Genomic DNA, 15,020 nt, shown 5'->3' on the forward strand with positions numbered 1-15,020 from the left:
CAACTATTTTCGACGACACTGTCGACCTTGCCACGCAGCCATCAACGCCGGCTGTGGGCAGTTGAATTCGCTGTAGCCCAATCGAACGGAATGAATGATGGAATTTTCCAGCGGTTTCCTGCTGAGTCTCTCCCTGTGCCTGGACATTGGCGTGGCCAATATCGCGATGATCACCCTGGCGATGCAGCGTGGTTACTTCCAGGGTTTCGCCCTGGGCCTGGGCACCTGCGTGGGCGACCTGATCTACGCCGTCCTGGCCTTGGCGGGCATGACAGTCCTGCTGCAATACGAGGCGGTGCGTTGGGTGCTGTGGCTCGGTGGTTCGGTGCTGTTGCTGTATTTCGCGGCGAAGATGATCCATTCGGCGATCTATCACAGCGCCGTGCTCGCCGAAACCGGGGAGGTGCAGGGCAACTCCTCGCGCCAGGAGTTCTTTCGCGGGATTTTCCTGGCCATGTCGTCGCCCAGTGCCATCCTCTGGTTCGCTGCGGTGGGCGGCACACTGATCGCGCGTTCGGGTGGCGGCACCTTGCTCAGCTCGGCGTTGTTCCTCAGTGGTTTTCTCTGCGCCGGGTTGTTGTGGTGCGCGGCCCTGTGCCTGGCGGCAACCCAGGGTGGCAAATTGTTGGGGGATAAACTGCTGCGTTACTCCTATTGGGCATCCGCCGCGATCTTCTGCTATTTCGCGGTGTACGTGATTGTTTCTGGCTACAACGAGTTTGTCGGAAAAGCCGTCACCAGCGCCTTGTCTGGAATCTGACAAGCGAAACGGGCCCGGCAATCACGGTTTGGCTTCTATACTGCCAAATCCAACTTCACGTTTTGCTGGAGTGTTGCCGGATGGAAAAGCCCAAACGCGATTACACCGTCGAACCACGCTTTGAACAGGGACGTTTTCAGCTTATCGCCGGCTTTGGTGCTCGGTTTACCCAGGACACTGCCCAGGACATCCCTTTGCTCTGGGAAAAGTTCCTGCCCTGGCTCGGCAAGGTGCCAGGGGAGAAAGATGAAGTGACCTACGGCGTGTGTTGCAACCCGGACGGGAAGGGTGGGTTCGAATACATCGCAGGCGTGGAAATCAGCCGGCTCGACGATCTGCCGGAGCAATACCGCTGGATCGAAATCCAGCCTGGGTATTACGCCGTCTTCGAACACAAGGGGCCGTTGAAACAACTACCGGACACGTTCCAATACATCTGGAACGAGTGGCTGCCACATTCCGGTCATACAGCCGCCGAGCTGCCGGAGTTCGAGCGCTACAGCGAGGACTTCAACCCCAGGACCGGCGAAGGCACCCTGGAGATCTGGATCCCGCTCAAGCCAAACTGATCGTCGCGGGTCCCTGTGGGAGCGAGCTTGCTCGCGATAGCGGCGGATCAGCCAACGTCGATGGCGACTGATATGCCCTCATCGCGAGCAAGCTCGCTCCCACATTTAGCATCTATTGATCGTTGACTCTGTTTGTCAAAACACCAACCCCATCCGCCGCTCGTAACCGATGCGGCCCTTGTAGGCCTCGCCACTGTCGACCCAGCCCAGCCGGGTGTACAGGCCGATGGCCGAGTCGTTATCGGCGTCAACCGACAGTTCCAGCCCGCGGATTTCCGGCCAGGCGGCTCGCGCCACGGCGGGTAGCGCCTGCAGGCAGGCCTTGCCATAACCTTTGCCCTGGACCCGGTGATCGACTTGCAGGGCATGCAGGGTGGCGCTGTGTTCATTGGCCCAGGCGGGCAGTACCGGTGGGCGCTTGAGCAGCAGGAAGGCCACCGGCACCTCTTCAGCCAATAGTGCAAACCCTTTGACCCCCGGGCCGGGCTTGGACAGCAGCGTGTGCAGGGCACCGTGGATATCGCCAGCGAACTTGATCTGTTCGGGGTGGATTTCGATGGCGCTGACCTGTTCGCGTTGCAGCGGGGTCAGGTCTTCATAGGGTACGAGCTGAGCGGTCACAAGAACGTCCGTTGTTTGCCGGCAGAATAGGACCTGGATTCTAGCGAATTTTTTCTTTGAATTATTTTTGTTGGGTTGTCGATTCGCTGTTTCTCCAAACGACAAAGGGTGTCTTCAACAAAAACCTGCGGAGAATCACCATGAATACCCAAGCCACTGAAACCGAAATCCAGGCCCTGATCGACACCTATCGCCAAGCGGTCATGGCCAAGGACGTTGAAAAGGTCATGGCACTCTATGACGAAGACATCGTCTCGTTCGATGCCATCCAGGCCTTGCAATTCAAGGGCAAGACCGCTTACCGGGCCCATTGGCAAGCCTGCATGGAAATGTGCCCCGGCCCGCACAAGTTCGACTTTCATCAGGTCAAGATTACCCCGGCAGAGAACATCGCCTTCGCCCACTGGCTGACCTATTGCGGCGGCACCAACGACAAAGGCGAGGAGCAGGCCTGCTGGATGCGTGTGACGGCCTGCTACCGGCGTGTAGCCGGGCAATGGCGGATCGTCCATGAACATTGGTCCGCGCCGTTCGACCCGATGGCCGGTACGACGCTGTTCGACCTGCAACCCTGATCGTCGGTTTTTTTGCTGAGCCTCATTCTGCCGTCCATAGTTGATCAGTCCGATCACGGAGCCTTCCATGAAGTACCTATGCCTGGTGTATAGCAACGAACACACGCTGCACAACTCGCCCGACAGCCCGGAGGACGCCGAGTGCATGGCCTATGCCGAGTCGATCCAGGGCAGTGGGCGGATGCTGGCCGCCGAGGCCCTGGAGTCGGTGCAGACCGCCACCACGGTGCGCATGCGCGGCGGCAAGCTGTCGATCACCGACGGTCCGTTCGCCGAAACCAAGGAGCAACTGGCGGGCTTCTACCTGATCGATGCCAAGGACCTCAACGAAGCCATCCAGGTCGCCGGCAATATCCCGGCGGCCCGGGTCGGCTGCGTCGAAGTACGACCGGTACGCCAACTGAACCCCTGAACAACAAATACAAACAGGACTTCATTCATGAACCTTGCAACTGCTCCTTACGCGTTATCCATCAACCGAATGATCGACGCCCCGCGTCAGAAGATTTTCTGCGCCTGGAGCGAGCCGATCTTGCTGGTCCAAGGGTGGGGCTTCCAAGGCATGCCCGACTGATGTCGGTCGAAGCGGTCAAGGCGCGGGTCGAGCAGGTTTATCGGCAAGACTCGCGGCGGATCCTGGCGACGTTGATTCGCCTGCTGGGGGACTTCGACCTCGCCGAAGAAGCCATGCACGAGGCCTTCTTCATTGCGGTCGAGCGCTGGCAGCGCGACGGGGTGCCGGATAACCCGCGGGCCTGGCTGGTATCTGCCGGCCGTTTCAAAGCCATCGACAGTTTGCGCCGGCGCGCGCGTTTCGCCGCGTCCCGGCCGATGTTGATCGCCCAGCTCGAAGCGCTGGAGCAGGGCCAGTGGAGTGACGAAGACGTGGAAGACGATCGCCTGCGGCTGATTTTCACCTGTTGCCACCCGGCCCTGGCGGCGGACGCCCAGGTACCCCTGACGCTGCGGGAAGTCTGTGACCTGACCACCGAGCAAATCGCCCGGGCGTTCCTCGCCGCCCCGGCAGCCATTGCCCAGCGTATCGTGCGGGCCAAGGCGAAAATCCGCGATGCCAGGATCCCCTACCAAGTACCGTCCCGCGCGGAACTGCCGGAACGGCTGGACAGCGTGCTGCGGGTGATCTACCTGGTGTTCAACGAAGGTTATTCGGCCTCGATGGGCGCCGAGCTGACCCGCGAAGACCTGACGCGCGAAGCCATTCGCCTCGGGCGTCTGCTGATGGAGTTGCTGCCCGAGGCTGAGGTCATGGGGTTGCTGGCGTTGATGCTGCTGCACGAATCCCGGCGCCCGGCGCGAGCGTCATCGACCGGTGAGCTGATCCTGCTGGATGAACAGGCGCGATCCTTATGGGATGCCGAGCTGATCGCCGAGGGCTGTGCGTTGGTGGAAGCCGCGCTGAAAACCCGGCGGTTCGGGCCGTACTGCCTGCAAGCGGCGATTGCGGCGGTGCATGCCGAAGCCCCGACGGCGCAGGAGACCGACTGGCCGCAGATCGTCGGGCTTTATGATGTGCTGTTGCGGGCCGTGCCGTCACCGGTGATCGAACTCAACCGCGCCGCCGCTCTGGCCAAGCGCGATGGGCCGGAAGTCGGCTTGCGCCTGGTCGAGGCGATCCTGGGGCGTGGGGAATTACTCGACTATCACCTGGCCTACTCGGCGAAGGCGGAGTTCTGTCGTCAACTGGGACGATTGGACGAGGCGAGGGCGGCGTATCGACGCGCGCTTGAGTTGACGCAGCAATTGCCGGAACGGCGGTTTATCGAAGGGCGGCTGGCGGGGTTGCAGTGATGACCACGAGCGACGAAATTCCTGTGGGAGCGAGCTGGCTCGCGAAAGCGTCGGCACAGTCAGCATCGCTGTTGCTTGACCCACCGCTATCGCGAGCAAGCTCGCTCCCACAAGGGAAGTGATGACTGATCACGCATTTTCGAACCACCGGAAACCACTGTGGGAGCGAGCTTGCTCGCGATAGCGGCGGATCAGCCAACATCAATGTCGACCGATAGACCCCAATCGCGAGCAAGCCCGCTCCTACAAGGGAAGTGATGACTGACCACGCATTTTCGAACCACCGGAAACCACTGTGGGAGCGAGCTTGCTCGCGATAGCGGTAGACCAGCCAACATCAATGTCGACCGATAGACCCCAATCGCGAGCAAGCTCGCTCCCACAGGTGTGTGGCTTGGCTGGCTGCGTTAATCCGCTTCAGCCAGCCGGCGTTGATCAGAACTCGTGATCAGCGTTGTCCGGGTTCAGGTCGCTGATGCCCAGTTTGCCCGCTGCCTGTTCGATCGAACCGGTCTGCTTGACCAGTGCGGCGATGGCGTCGCGCACGATCTGGTTGCCCGCGGTGTTGCCGGCGGCGATCAGTTGGTCGTAGTGCTCACCTTTGTTGGCGTGATCGACCATGACCTGGATCTTGGCTTCGGTGTCGGCCAGGTCAGCCTTGAGCGCGGTGTCCGCGGCCGGATCGGCCTTGGCGACCAGGGACGACAGGCTCGCGCCGGTCATCTTGGTGCCGTCGGCGCGGGTGTATTCGCCCAGGTACACGTTACGCACGCCCTTGGCATCGTAGAAGTGCGAGTTGTGGGTGTTGTCGCTGAAGCAATCCTGCTCGTCTTCTGGCGAGTTGGCTTCCAGGGACACCTTCATGCGCTCGCCCGCCAGTTCACCCAGGGACAGGCTGCCCATGCCGAACAGCATCTTGCGCAGGCCGCTTTCGGCGGGCTCGGCTTCCAGGGTGGCGCGGTAGTTTTCGGCCACGTTCGGCTTCCAGTTGCCGACCATCTCTTCGAGGTCGTTGACCAGCAGTTGGGTCACAGACTTGAGGTAGGCACGACGACGGTCGTTGTGACCGCCGGTGGCGCCAGCACCTTGCAGGTAGTCCGACGCAGGGCGGTTGCCCGCACCCGGGCCGGTGCCGTTGAGGTCCTGGCCCCACAGCAGGAATTCGATGGCGTGGTAGCCGGTGGCGACGTTGGCCTCGGAACCGCCCAGCTCGTTCAGGCTGGCGAGTTTTTCCGGGGTGATGTCCTTCACGTCGACCTTGTCTTCGCCGACCTGGACTTCGGTGTTGGCGATGATGTTGGCGGTGGCGCCCGGGTTACCCAAGGCGTGCTCGTAGGATTTGTCGACGTAGTCGATCAGGCCCTCGTCCAGGGGCCAGGCGTTCACCTGGCCTTCCCAGTCGTCGATGATAGTGTTGCCGAAGCGGAACACTTCGCTTTGCAGGTAAGGCACGCGTGCGGCGACCCAGGCAGCCCGGGCGGCCTTCAGGGTCTCGGCGTTCGGCTTGGCCAGGAACGCGTCGACGGCGGTTTGCAGGGTTTTTGCCGTGGATTCGGCATCGCTGTAGACGGCATAGACGATGTCGGCATAGTGCGCGACAACGGCCTTGGCGGCAGCTTCGTCGACTTTGCCGGTGGCAGCAGGGGCGACCGGTGCCGCGGTGCTGGCGGCAGGCGTTGGCGCTTGCGGCGCGGCGGCCTTGTCTTTGCCTTCACCGCAACCGGCGAGGGAAATAGCGATAGCCAGCAGACTGGCGGTAGCCAGGGGCATACGAATCATGGCAAACATCCTGCTTCGATGATGGATGGGACAGGCGCGAGGGTGCGCAAAACTGCGACATAATGCGAAAGATTTGCATTATGTGTAAAGGGTTGCAGGTGTAAATATTTCTTATTTAATGATGGGAGATTGCCGCCTTCGATAGCGTCTGTAGGAGCTGTCGAGCGAAGCGAGGCTGCGATCTTTCCCTGGACGCTTGAGTCTCAAGCGAGCAAACCAAAGATCGCAGGCTTCGCCAGCTCCTACAGGGACGTGGCAGATGGGGGAGAAATCAGATGATGGAAACCTTGCTGCGCTCGGCCTGCTTCAAGTAAAGGCCTAATTCCCGTGCCGGCAGCGGTTTGCTGTAGTAATACCCCTGACCTTCGTGGCAGCCCTCGGCGATGATGTAGGCTTCCTGCTCGACCGTTTCGACGCCTTCGGCAATGACCTGCATGCCCAGGCTCTTGCCCAACTGGATGATGGCCCGGACGATGGTTGCATCGTCCTCGTCGTCGAGCAGGTCCTGGACGAAGCTCTTGTCGATCTTGATCTTGTCCAGCGGCAGGCTCTTGAGGTAGCTCAGGGACGAATAGCCGGTCCCGAAGTCATCGATCGCAATCAGCGCCCCGGAGCGGCGCAGGCTCAGCAAATGCTGGGCAGCGGTGGTGATGTCCTCCATCAGGCCGGTCTCGGTGACTTCCAGCTCCAGGCTGCGCGGCGGCAGCCGGTACATTTGCAGGAGATTGTTCACCACCCTCGGCAGTTCGGCGTGGTGCAGTTGCACCGTCGACAGGTTGACCGCCATGCGCAGGTCGAGGAAGCCCTGGTCGTGCCATTCGCGCAATTGCCTGCACGCCTGGTCCAGCACCCATTCACCAATGGCGATAATGGTGCCGTTCTGCTCGGCCAGGGGAATGAACAGATCCGGCGGCACCAGGCCGTGCTCGGGATGGTGCCAACGGATCAGGGCTTCGGTGCCCACCACCCGCAGGTCGCGGTAGCTGATCTGCGGCTGGTACACCAGGCTGAATTGCTCGCGGGCCAGGGCCTCGCGCAGGTCTTTTTCCAGTTCGCGACGGCGGCGCATCTCGCTGTCGACGCTGGCGATGTAGAACTGGTAGCGATTGCGCGAGCGGCTCTTGGCCAGGGTCATGGTCTGCTCGGCTTTCTGCAACAGTTTCTCGGTGCTGTCGCCGTCTTCGGGGAAGAGGGTGATGCCGATGGTGGCCCGCAGGCGGATTTGTTGATCGTCGATGGCGAACGGCGCTTCCAGGTCGTCGAGGATACTCTGGGCCAGTTCGGCGGCTTCGTAAGGCTGTTCGATGTCGGCCTGGACCAGGGCGAACTGATCGCCCCCCAGCCGCGCCAGTGCGCCGAGCCGGCCGCTGTGGGCCCGCAGCCGATCGGCCAGGGCCAGCAGCAGCTGGTCGCCGGTCTGATAGCTGAACTGTTCGTTGATGCCCTTGAAATCATCCAGCCCCACACACAGCACCGCCACCCGGCGTTGCAGGCGCCCGGCGTCCACCAGGATCTTGTCCAGTTGCTGTTGCAGCTGCTGGCGGTTGGGCAGGCCGGTGAGGAAGTCGTACTGGGCCATGCGCAGCAGGCTGTTTTCCGCTTCGTGGCGCAGGTGCGTGTTGCGCTCGATGGATTCGAGCAGTTGGTTGGCCGTATTGATCCACAGGCCCAGCTCGTTTTGTTCGTGGCCGCGCAACTGCGGGATCTTGTGGGCGCTGGGGCGATCGGGGTTGATTTCGGTCAGGTGCTGGATGATCCGCGACAACGGTTTGGTCAGCAGCCAGTGATAGACCAGGTACAGCACCAGGCCCATGGCCAGGGCCCGCAGCATCCCGGAAATGAAAATGATCACCGAGCTGACGATGAAACCCTCGCCGTAGGTGGCGGTGTCGAGGGTAATGCTCAGGTCGCCGTAATATTCGCTATAGGGGCCGCGTCCCACCAGTTGCGTGGTGAAGGTGCGCTCCTTGCCCAGGATCAGGTCGGTCAGCCAGCGGCTTTCGGAGTGCTGCAAGGGCCGGGTTTTTTCGGCGAGCATGGTTTCGCGTGGATGGCCGATGGAAGCCATGCGTACGGCTTCGTCCTGGAACAGCCCCTCGATCACTTGCATGCCCATCTCCCGGTCCAGGCTGTAGACGGCCTGGGTCGAAGGATCGCGGAACATGTCGAGGATCCGTTGGGCGTCACTGGCGACGGCCTGGTTGGTTTTGTAGGCATCGAACACAATCTGGGCGCAGCTCAAGACCATGCCAACGATCAATGCCGAGAGGAGCACGACTCGGAGCAACTTCACAGACAAGCTGTTCTTGAGTTCCAGCTTCAAAGAGTGGTTCCTTGTTCCGTGCGGGTAGCGTCAAGTTGCCATGAGTATTGGCAATCCTGTGATGTCAGTCAAAGGGACAATCAAACACAAGGGTTTTCGCTTGAAACCTGACCGATGTACGTTCTTTCCAGAGTGATTGCTCTACGACCATTGTGTCGGTTGGAAGGGGCCGGAACTTGAGGCCTCCAGGGATTTTTTCTTGGGGTTCCAGACGCGAGGTATTTTGCCTGCGGTCATTTTTTTCCGGCAAAAAAAACCCGGCACGACGCCGGGTTTTCTTGTCTGGCATCGGCGCTTAGGCGGTGAAGGCTTTGCCTTCGAACTGCTCGGCGACGAATTTCCAGTTGACCAGGTTCCAGAACGCTTCGACGTATTTCGGACGAACGTTGCGGTAGTCGATGTAGTAGGCGTGTTCCCACACGTCGCAAGTCAGCAGCGGAGTGTCGCCGCTGGTCAGCGGGTTGCCGGCGCCGATGGTGCTGGCCAGGGCCAGGGAACCGTCAGCCTTTTTCACCAGCCAGCCCCAGCCGGAACCGAAGGTGCCGATGGACGTCTTGCTGAATTCTTCCTTGAACTTGTCGAACGAACCGAAGGCCTTGTTGATGGCTTCAGCCAGCGCGCCGGTTGGTTGACCGCCGGCGTTTGGCGCCAGGCAGTTCCAGTAGAAGGTGTGGTTCCAGACCTGAGCGGCGTTGTTGAAGATACCGCCCGAGGAAGTCTTGACGATTTCTTCCAGGCTCTTGCCTTCGAACTCGGTGCCAGGCACCAGGTTGTTCAGGTTCACGACATAGGTGTTGTGGTGCTTGTCGTGGTGGTATTCCAGAGTTTCTTTGGAGATGTGCGGCTGCAGTGCATCGTGTGGATAGGGCAGCGGCGGCAATTCGAAAGCCATGGTGATTCTCCTAATCAGGTCAGTTGCGGTGAGCGCAAGGCCGATCACGGGCGGCCAGACTAGCGCCGGGGAGTTTGTACTCTTTGCGGCGCAGGAGTCGGATCATAGCACCGGGGGTGCGGCATAACCACGCAACAACTGTGTGGAATAGAGGTTCCAGAGCGGTTTGGAATAATCAGCCGTTGACGATCAATTGCACCGCCACGGTCAACATCATCACTGCCACCAACAGGTCCAGGATCCGCCAGGTGCTTGGACGGGCCAACCAGGGGGCCAGCCATGCCGCGCCGATGGCCAGGGTGAGGAACCACAGCAGCGAGGCACTGGCCGCGCCCACGACATAGGCACCGGGTACGCTCTGCTGGGCACCGAGGGAACCGATCAGCAGCACGGTGTCGAGGTAGACGTGGGGGTTGAGCAGCGTCACCGCCAGGGCGCTGAGCAGCACCGCCCGCAGCGAGCGCACGGCCTGGTTCTCACCTTGCTGCAGGCTTTGTTTCGAACAAGCCCGACGCAACGCCTGGCTGCCGTACCAGAGCAGGAAAACCGCGCCACCCCAGCGGGCAATTGCCAGCAACATCGGGCTCTGGGCCAGCAGCGTTGCCAGTCCGAATACGCCAGCGGCCACCAGCAGTGCATCGCAGGTGATACACAATGCGGCTACCGGCAAGTGATGCTCGCGGCGCAGGCTCTGGGCCAGCACAAACGCGTTCTGCGCGCCGATGGCCATGATCAGCCCGAGGGCCACCAGCAGTCCGTTCACATAACTTTGCCACATGATTTTTACTCCCCATCGATACCTGAATGCTGGCCATTCTCCGGTGGCAAGCTGTATAAGAAAAACCAATCCTGCTGATTGCTCATTAGGAAAACTGATGTTCGATTACAAATTGCTTTCTGCCCTGGCTGCCGTGGTCGAGCAGGCCGGTTTCGAGCGCGCGGCCCAGGTGTTGGGTTTGTCGCAATCGGCCATCTCGCAACGGATCAAGCTGCTGGAGGCTCGGGTCGGCCAGCCGGTGCTGGTGCGTGCCACGCCGCCGGCACCCACGGAAATCGGCCGACGGCTGCTCAACCACGTGCAGCAGGTGCGTCTGCTTGAGCGCGACCTGCAAAGCCTGGTGCCGGCGCTGGATGAAGAGGGCCTGCCGGAGCGTTTGCGCATCGCCCTGAACGCCGACAGCCTGGCGACCTGGTGGGCGGCGGCGGTGGGCGATTTCTGCGCCGAGCAGCATCTGTTGCTCGACTTGGTGGTGGAGGACCAGACCGTTGGCCTCAAGCGCATGCGCGCCGGTGAAGTGGCGGCGTGTGTCTGCGCCAGCGAACGCCCGGTGGCGGGCGCCCGCAGTGTTTTGCTGGGGGCGATGCGCTACCGGGCGCTGGCCAGCCCGGCGTTCATCGCCCGGCATTTCCCAGGCGGCGTGCGGGCCGATCAACTGGCCCGTACGCCGGCATTGGTGTTTGGCCCGGATGATTTCCTGCAGCACCGCTACCTCGCGTCCGTGGGCGTGGAGGGCGGTTTCGAGCACCATCTGTGCCCCTCGTCCGAAGGTTTCATTCGTCTTGCTGAAGTCGGGCTCGGCTGGGGGCTCGTGCCGGAGCTGCAAGCGCGCGAACAGCTGGAGCGCGGCGTGCTGGTGGAATTGCTGGCAGATAAACCGATCGATGTGCCGCTGTACTGGCATCATTGGCGCAATGGCGGGCAGTTGCTTGGCTTGTTGACCGAACAGTTGATCCGCGCCTCCCGGCAGTGTCTGGTGCCTTGGGAGGCGCCGTAGACGTCAAGCTGCAGGTAAAGCGGCGCACAGATAAATTTGCAGGTTGTAGCGCGAGGCTCGTAACCGCATTTCTTAGGAGCATTCATGAAAATTCTGGTCACCGGCGCGAGCGGCTTCATCGGCGGGCGCTTTGCGCGTTTTGCCCTGGAGCAGGGCCTGGATGTACGGGTCAATGGTCGCCGGGCCGAGAGCGTGGAACACCTGGTGCGTCGCGGTGCACAGTTTGTCCAAGGGGATCTGAGCGACCCGCTGCTGGCCCGGGATTTGTGCCTGGATGTCGAGGCCGTGGTGCATTGCGCCGGCTCCGTGGGGCTTTGGGGTCGCTACCAGGATTTCCACCAGGGCAATGTCCAGGTCACGGAAAATGTCGTCGAGGCCTGCCTCAAGCAAAAGGTTCGCCGGCTGGTTCATCTGTCCTCGCCGTCCATCTACTTCGACGGTCGTGACCATCTCGGGTTGACCGAAGAACAAGTGCCCAAGCGTTTCAAGCACCCTTACGCCGCCACCAAGTACCTGGCCGAGCAGAAAGTCTTCGGCGCCCAGGAGTTCGGCCTCGAAGTGCTCGCCCTGCGCCCGCGTTTCGTGACCGGTGCCGGTGACATGAGCATTTTTCCGCGGCTGTTGAAAATGCAGCGCAAGGGGCGCCTGGCGATTGTCGGCAACGGGCTGAACAAAGTGGATTTCACCAGTGTGCAAAACCTCAACGAAGCGCTGCTCAGCAGCCTGCTGGCTACTGATTCAGCATTGGGCAAGGCCTATAACATCAGCAATGGGGCACCGGTTCCGCTGTGGGATGTGGTCAATTATGTGATGCGCCAGATGGAAGTCCCACAGGTCCGGCGTTATCGTTCCTACGGCTTGGCTTATAGTGTCGCGGCCCTGAATGAAGGTTTCTGCAAATTGTGGCCGGGCCGCCCCGAACCAACGCTGTCGCGCCTGGGCATGCAGGTCATGAACAAGAATTTCACCTTGGACATCAGCCGGGCCCGGCATTATCTCGATTACGACCCGCAGGTCAGCCTGTGGACCGCCCTCGATGAATTTTGTGCGTGGTGGAAGGGTCAGTGGCCTGTATGACTCGTCGCAGCGCCTTGGCTATGAATTTCTGGCATCCGAATTTGAACTAACGAACTAGCCATACAGGCAACCGAACACCCGCTGATCGGCCCGTCATGAACCGAGTGCCATGTTTGGGGTCAATCGGTGCGGCGGGCGAGGGGGTTATACTTGCCGTATCAAGCCATCACCGGTTTCCCAAAGGTTGAACCAATGCCCATGCGTAACGATGCCAACGACGACTTCGACGATGTACCGAGCCTGCGGATGCGGGCCGACATTCCCGATGACGATGACTTTCTGCCCAACCGCCAGCCCCCTGCGCAAGCCCGCTCTGCGCCCGCTGCCGCGGCGGCCAAGGTCAAGGGCCCCAGCACCGGGCCGCTGTGGGCATTGGTCGGTGCGTTGTTGTGTGCGTTCGGTTTCCTGGCATGGTGGAGCTTCCAGCAGATTTCCCTGATGGAACAGCAATTGGTGGCGACCCAGGAAAGCTTCGCTCGGATCAGTGAAGATGCGGCGGGGCGCTTACAGGAATTTTCCGGCAAGGTCGTCGCCGGCCAGTCCAATGTGATGAGCGACAGTGAGGCCTTGAAGCTGCAGATCAAGCAGTTGGAAAGCAAGCTGCAGGATCAGGGCAAGCAATTCGACAGCAAACTGCTGGAGCAGTACAAGCAACAGCAAGCTACCTTCGGTCCGTCCGCCGACCTGGACAAGGAACTGGCCCAGCTCATTGCCCAGGCCACTGAACAGCAGAACACCAACACCCAGTTGCAAGCGTCCAACAAGGAGCTCCAAGCCCAGGTCAAGACGCTGGTGGCTGAAGTTACCGCCCTGAAAAGCCAAGGCGAGGGTGGTGCCCTGGATGCTCAACTCAAGAGCATCGGTGCCGACATCACTGCCCTGAAAAGAGCCACCTCCAACTCGGCCATCGACCGCCTGGAGCAAGACGTGATCGTGCTCAAGAGCCAGCAGGACAAGGGCGGCAACACTGCCGAGTTCGACGCCTTCCGTGGCCAGGTCACCCGTAACATCAACACCTTGCAAGCGCAGATCCAGAACTTGCAGCAGCAACTGCGCAGTCAATAAGCCTGTTGGCGTTTGTTCGCGATAGTGGCGTGTCAGTGCGCATCATGCTGAATGTGCCGCCGCTATCGCGAGCAAGCTCGCTCCCACCGGGTAAGCACCTCCAGTGTGGGAGCGAGCTTGCTCGCGATGACGTCCTGTCAGTCAGTATCAATACCCACTGACGCACCAGGCCTCCCCAGCAATTCCCTGAATACTCCAACATCACCCCACGCCGTCTACGCTCTTGAAACACCAACAAGAACGAGGGGCGCGCATATGGGTTTTTTTAACAGGATGGCCTGGCTGGGCGCAATGCTTGTGCTGGGGCTGGCACCGGTTCATGCAGCGACACCGGATGACGGCCAGGCGGCCCGCTCGCTGCTGGAAAAGGCCTTGGCCTACTACCACGACAACGGCGACAAAGCTTTTGCCGCCTTCAGTCGCCAGGGGGAATTCGTCGACAAGGATCGCTACGTATTCGTGGTGGATACCCAGGGTGTGATGCTCGCCAGCGGCGGGCCTTCCTCAGCGTTGATCGGGCGAGACGTGTCTGAAGTGCTGGGCCCGGACCTGCGCAAAGCCTTCAAGGACGCCTTGAAGACTCCCGAGGCCAGTGGCATCCAGCAAGCCGAGTACCGTTGGCAGAACTGGTCGGACGGCAAGGTCGAGCGCAAGCATGTGTATTTCCAGCGCGTTGGCGAGCGGATCCTGGCCGTCGGCTACTACCTGCCACGGGCTTCCGCCGAACAGGCCAGGGCGTTGCTGGACAAGGCCTCGAGCGACCTGCTGAAAAACGAGAAAGCCACGCTGACGGCGGTCAATTCCCTCAAGGGCGGTTATCTGCAGGATGACCTGTATGTCTTTGTCGTTGACCTCAATACCCGGCGGTATGTCGGCCACGGCACCAACCTGCGCTTGATCAATACCGATTTCGCCAAGGTCAAGGACCCCGATGGCAAGCCGGTGGGGGAGCCGATCCTGGCCATGATCGGCAAGCAGGATGTGGGGGAGTATGAGTATCGCTGGAAGAACCCGGTGACCGGGAAGGTCGAGGACAAGCATGCGTACCTGAAGAAGGTTGGGCATTTTCTGGTGGCGGTGGGGTATTACAGTCCTTGAGGGAGCTTCGTTTGGTGTGTATATCCGTTTCTGCGGTAACGGCGGCTGACGGTTCCGCCCTTACGGCGGGTCACTTTTGGAAGAGCCGGGAGCCGGACCAGCCAAAAGTAACCAAAAACGCTCATGCCCCACCACTCGGTGCCTCGCCTAGGCTCGGCATGCCTGAACGAAGGCATTGCTCCGTGGGCCGCCGCGAAGGGCCATCCATGGCCCAGCGCGGCTACCTCGGCATCCATGCCGAGGTGCCCACTGCGCAATGCCTGCGTTCGGCCATCGTGGTTAACGGGGCGCCCGAGATCAACGTCCGCCACGAGGCGGCCTGATAGCCGACCTGGTTCTTGGTGGGACCGCGTTTCTCCTGTGGGAGCGAGCTTGCTCGCGATGGCGGTGGTTCAGTCACATGGATGTTGTGCTGACTGGCCCCATCGCGAGCAAGCTTTGCTCCCACAGATCTGATGGGTGTACGACCGGGAGAGCCAGGTCGGCTATCAGGCCGCCTCGGTGAGGACGTTGATTTCGGCGCCCCGTTAACCACGCTGGCCGAACGCAGGCATTGTGGAGTGGGCATCCCGGCATGGATGCCGGGATAGCCGCGCTGGGCCATGGACGGCCCTTCGCGGCGGGCCCACGGAGCAATGCCGGAGTGAGGGCATGCCGAGCCTAGGCGAGGCACCGAG

16 protein-coding genes are annotated in these 15,020 nt (G+C 61.1%); 11 read left to right on the forward strand and 5 right to left on the reverse strand.

Features of this window, described 5'->3' with window-relative positions; translation table 11 throughout:
- Positions 1-97: 97 nt before the first annotated feature.
- Together QMK47_RS07575 and QMK47_RS07580 are read left to right on the forward strand one after the other, a co-directional pair.
- Positions 98-760: a LysE family translocator gene (locus tag QMK47_RS07575; RefSeq protein ID WP_320390014.1), complete on the forward strand. Its 663-nt coding sequence runs from the start codon at positions 98-100 to the stop codon at positions 758-760.
- A gap of 80 nt (positions 761-840) precedes the next feature.
- Positions 841-1,329: a GyrI-like domain-containing protein gene (locus QMK47_RS07580; RefSeq protein ID WP_253472103.1), complete on the forward strand. Its 489-nt coding sequence runs from the start codon at positions 841-843 to the stop codon at positions 1,327-1,329.
- Positions 1,330-1,464: 135 nt separating this feature from the next.
- Here QMK47_RS07580 and QMK47_RS07585 read toward each other — a convergent pair whose 3' ends face one another.
- A complete protein-coding gene (locus tag QMK47_RS07585; RefSeq protein ID WP_253472105.1) occupies positions 1,465-1,950 on the reverse strand; it encodes a GNAT family N-acetyltransferase in 486 nt (161 codons plus the stop codon).
- 140 nt (positions 1,951-2,090) lie between these two features.
- Here QMK47_RS07585 and QMK47_RS07590 point away from each other — a divergent pair, with 140 nt between their 5' ends.
- From QMK47_RS07590 to QMK47_RS07605, 4 genes are all read left to right on the forward strand, one after another.
- On the forward strand, positions 2,091-2,525 hold the full coding sequence (locus tag QMK47_RS07590) for a YybH family protein (RefSeq protein ID WP_214511665.1): 435 nt from the start codon (positions 2,091-2,093) through the stop codon (positions 2,523-2,525).
- 67 nt (positions 2,526-2,592) lie between these two features.
- Entirely contained in the window at positions 2,593-2,937 is a 345-nt protein-coding gene (locus tag QMK47_RS07595) for a YciI family protein (RefSeq protein WP_003198606.1), read from the forward strand.
- A 27-nt stretch (positions 2,938-2,964) separates the two neighbouring features.
- Positions 2,965-3,099 carry a hypothetical protein gene (locus QMK47_RS07600; protein ID WP_320390015.1) on the forward strand — a complete coding sequence of 45 codons (135 nt, stop codon included), beginning with the start codon at positions 2,965-2,967 and terminating at the stop codon, positions 3,097-3,099.
- Positions 3,099-4,334 carry an RNA polymerase sigma factor gene (locus tag QMK47_RS07605; protein ID WP_253472107.1) on the forward strand — a complete coding sequence of 412 codons (1,236 nt, stop codon included), beginning with the start codon at positions 3,099-3,101 and terminating at the stop codon, positions 4,332-4,334. The genes QMK47_RS07600 and QMK47_RS07605 overlap by 1 nt, the downstream gene beginning before the upstream one ends.
- 435 nt (positions 4,335-4,769) lie before the next feature.
- On the opposite strand, the gene QMK47_RS07610 is transcribed toward QMK47_RS07605, so the two are convergent.
- The 4 genes from QMK47_RS07610 to QMK47_RS07625 all read right to left on the reverse strand — a co-directional run bounded on the left by QMK47_RS07610 (position 4,770) and on the right by QMK47_RS07625 (position 10,106).
- Complete coding sequence (locus tag QMK47_RS07610) at positions 4,770-6,113, reverse strand: imelysin family protein (RefSeq protein WP_320390016.1); 1,344 nt, start codon at positions 6,111-6,113, stop codon at positions 4,770-4,772.
- 271 nt (positions 6,114-6,384) lie between these two features.
- Positions 6,385-8,436, reverse strand: a complete 2,052-nt coding sequence (locus tag QMK47_RS07615; RefSeq protein ID WP_214511668.1) for a putative bifunctional diguanylate cyclase/phosphodiesterase — start codon at positions 8,434-8,436, stop codon at positions 6,385-6,387.
- 295 nt (positions 8,437-8,731) lie between these two features.
- The gene (locus QMK47_RS07620; protein WP_024619656.1) at positions 8,732-9,328 is read right to left on the reverse strand and encodes a superoxide dismutase; all 597 of its coding nucleotides are present in this window, start codon (positions 9,326-9,328) and stop codon (positions 8,732-8,734) included.
- 175 nt (positions 9,329-9,503) lie between these two features.
- On the reverse strand, positions 9,504-10,106 hold the full coding sequence (locus tag QMK47_RS07625) for a LysE/ArgO family amino acid transporter (RefSeq protein ID WP_253472112.1): 603 nt from the start codon (positions 10,104-10,106) through the stop codon (positions 9,504-9,506).
- 97 nt (positions 10,107-10,203) lie between these two features.
- Here QMK47_RS07625 and QMK47_RS07630 point away from each other — a divergent pair, with 97 nt between their 5' ends.
- The 5 genes from QMK47_RS07630 (at position 10,204) to QMK47_RS07650 (ending at position 14,666) form a co-directional block, all read left to right on the forward strand.
- Positions 10,204-11,103, forward strand: coding sequence for a LysR family transcriptional regulator ArgP (locus QMK47_RS07630; protein ID WP_253472114.1), 900 nt, complete (start codon positions 10,204-10,206; stop codon positions 11,101-11,103).
- 84 nt (positions 11,104-11,187) lie between these two features.
- Positions 11,188-12,180, forward strand: a complete 993-nt coding sequence (locus tag QMK47_RS07635; protein WP_253472116.1) for an NAD-dependent epimerase/dehydratase family protein — start codon at positions 11,188-11,190, stop codon at positions 12,178-12,180.
- A gap of 192 nt (positions 12,181-12,372) precedes the next feature.
- Positions 12,373-13,245, forward strand: a complete 873-nt coding sequence (locus tag QMK47_RS07640) for an ATPase (protein ID WP_258690510.1) — start codon at positions 12,373-12,375, stop codon at positions 13,243-13,245.
- Positions 13,246-13,500: 255 nt separating this feature from the next.
- Positions 13,501-14,343: a cache domain-containing protein gene (locus tag QMK47_RS07645; protein WP_253472120.1), complete on the forward strand. Its 843-nt coding sequence runs from the start codon at positions 13,501-13,503 to the stop codon at positions 14,341-14,343.
- A gap of 182 nt (positions 14,344-14,525) precedes the next feature.
- The gene (locus QMK47_RS07650; protein WP_253478700.1) at positions 14,526-14,666 is read left to right on the forward strand and encodes a hypothetical protein; all 141 of its coding nucleotides are present in this window, start codon (positions 14,526-14,528) and stop codon (positions 14,664-14,666) included.
- Positions 14,667-15,020: the final 354 nt, after the last annotated feature.

Origin of the sequence: Pseudomonas sp. P9_35 (assembly GCF_034008205.1) — a bacterium.
GTDB classification, from domain to species: Bacteria; Pseudomonadota; Gammaproteobacteria; order Pseudomonadales; family Pseudomonadaceae; genus Aquipseudomonas; species Aquipseudomonas kilonensis.

What these genes read in the sequence shown, in the direction of transcription:
- QMK47_RS07575 (WP_320390014.1), top strand. Translation starts at nt 98, where the DNA reads ATGGAATTTTCCAGCGGTTTCCTGCTGAGTCTCTCCCTGTGCCTGGAC.
- QMK47_RS07580 (WP_253472103.1), top strand. Translation starts at nt 841, where the DNA reads ATGGAAAAGCCCAAACGCGATTACACCGTCGAACCACGCTTTGAACAG.
- QMK47_RS07590 (WP_214511665.1), top strand. Translation starts at nt 2,091, where the DNA reads ATGAATACCCAAGCCACTGAAACCGAAATCCAGGCCCTGATCGACACC.
- QMK47_RS07595 (WP_003198606.1), top strand. Translation starts at nt 2,593, where the DNA reads ATGAAGTACCTATGCCTGGTGTATAGCAACGAACACACGCTGCACAAC.
- QMK47_RS07600 (WP_320390015.1), top strand. Translation starts at nt 2,965, where the DNA reads ATGAACCTTGCAACTGCTCCTTACGCGTTATCCATCAACCGAATGATC.
- QMK47_RS07605 (WP_253472107.1), top strand. Translation starts at nt 3,099, where the DNA reads ATGTCGGTCGAAGCGGTCAAGGCGCGGGTCGAGCAGGTTTATCGGCAA.
- QMK47_RS07610 (WP_320390016.1), bottom strand. Translation starts at nt 6,113, where the DNA reads ATGATTCGTATGCCCCTGGCTACCGCCAGTCTGCTGGCTATCGCTATT.
- QMK47_RS07620 (WP_024619656.1), bottom strand. Translation starts at nt 9,328, where the DNA reads ATGGCTTTCGAATTGCCGCCGCTGCCCTATCCACACGATGCACTGCAG.
- QMK47_RS07625 (WP_253472112.1), bottom strand. Translation starts at nt 10,106, where the DNA reads ATGTGGCAAAGTTATGTGAACGGACTGCTGGTGGCCCTCGGGCTGATC.
- QMK47_RS07630 (WP_253472114.1), top strand. Translation starts at nt 10,204, where the DNA reads ATGTTCGATTACAAATTGCTTTCTGCCCTGGCTGCCGTGGTCGAGCAG.
- QMK47_RS07635 (WP_253472116.1), top strand. Translation starts at nt 11,188, where the DNA reads ATGAAAATTCTGGTCACCGGCGCGAGCGGCTTCATCGGCGGGCGCTTT.
- QMK47_RS07640 (WP_258690510.1), top strand. Translation starts at nt 12,373, where the DNA reads ATGCCCATGCGTAACGATGCCAACGACGACTTCGACGATGTACCGAGC.
- QMK47_RS07645 (WP_253472120.1), top strand. Translation starts at nt 13,501, where the DNA reads ATGGGTTTTTTTAACAGGATGGCCTGGCTGGGCGCAATGCTTGTGCTG.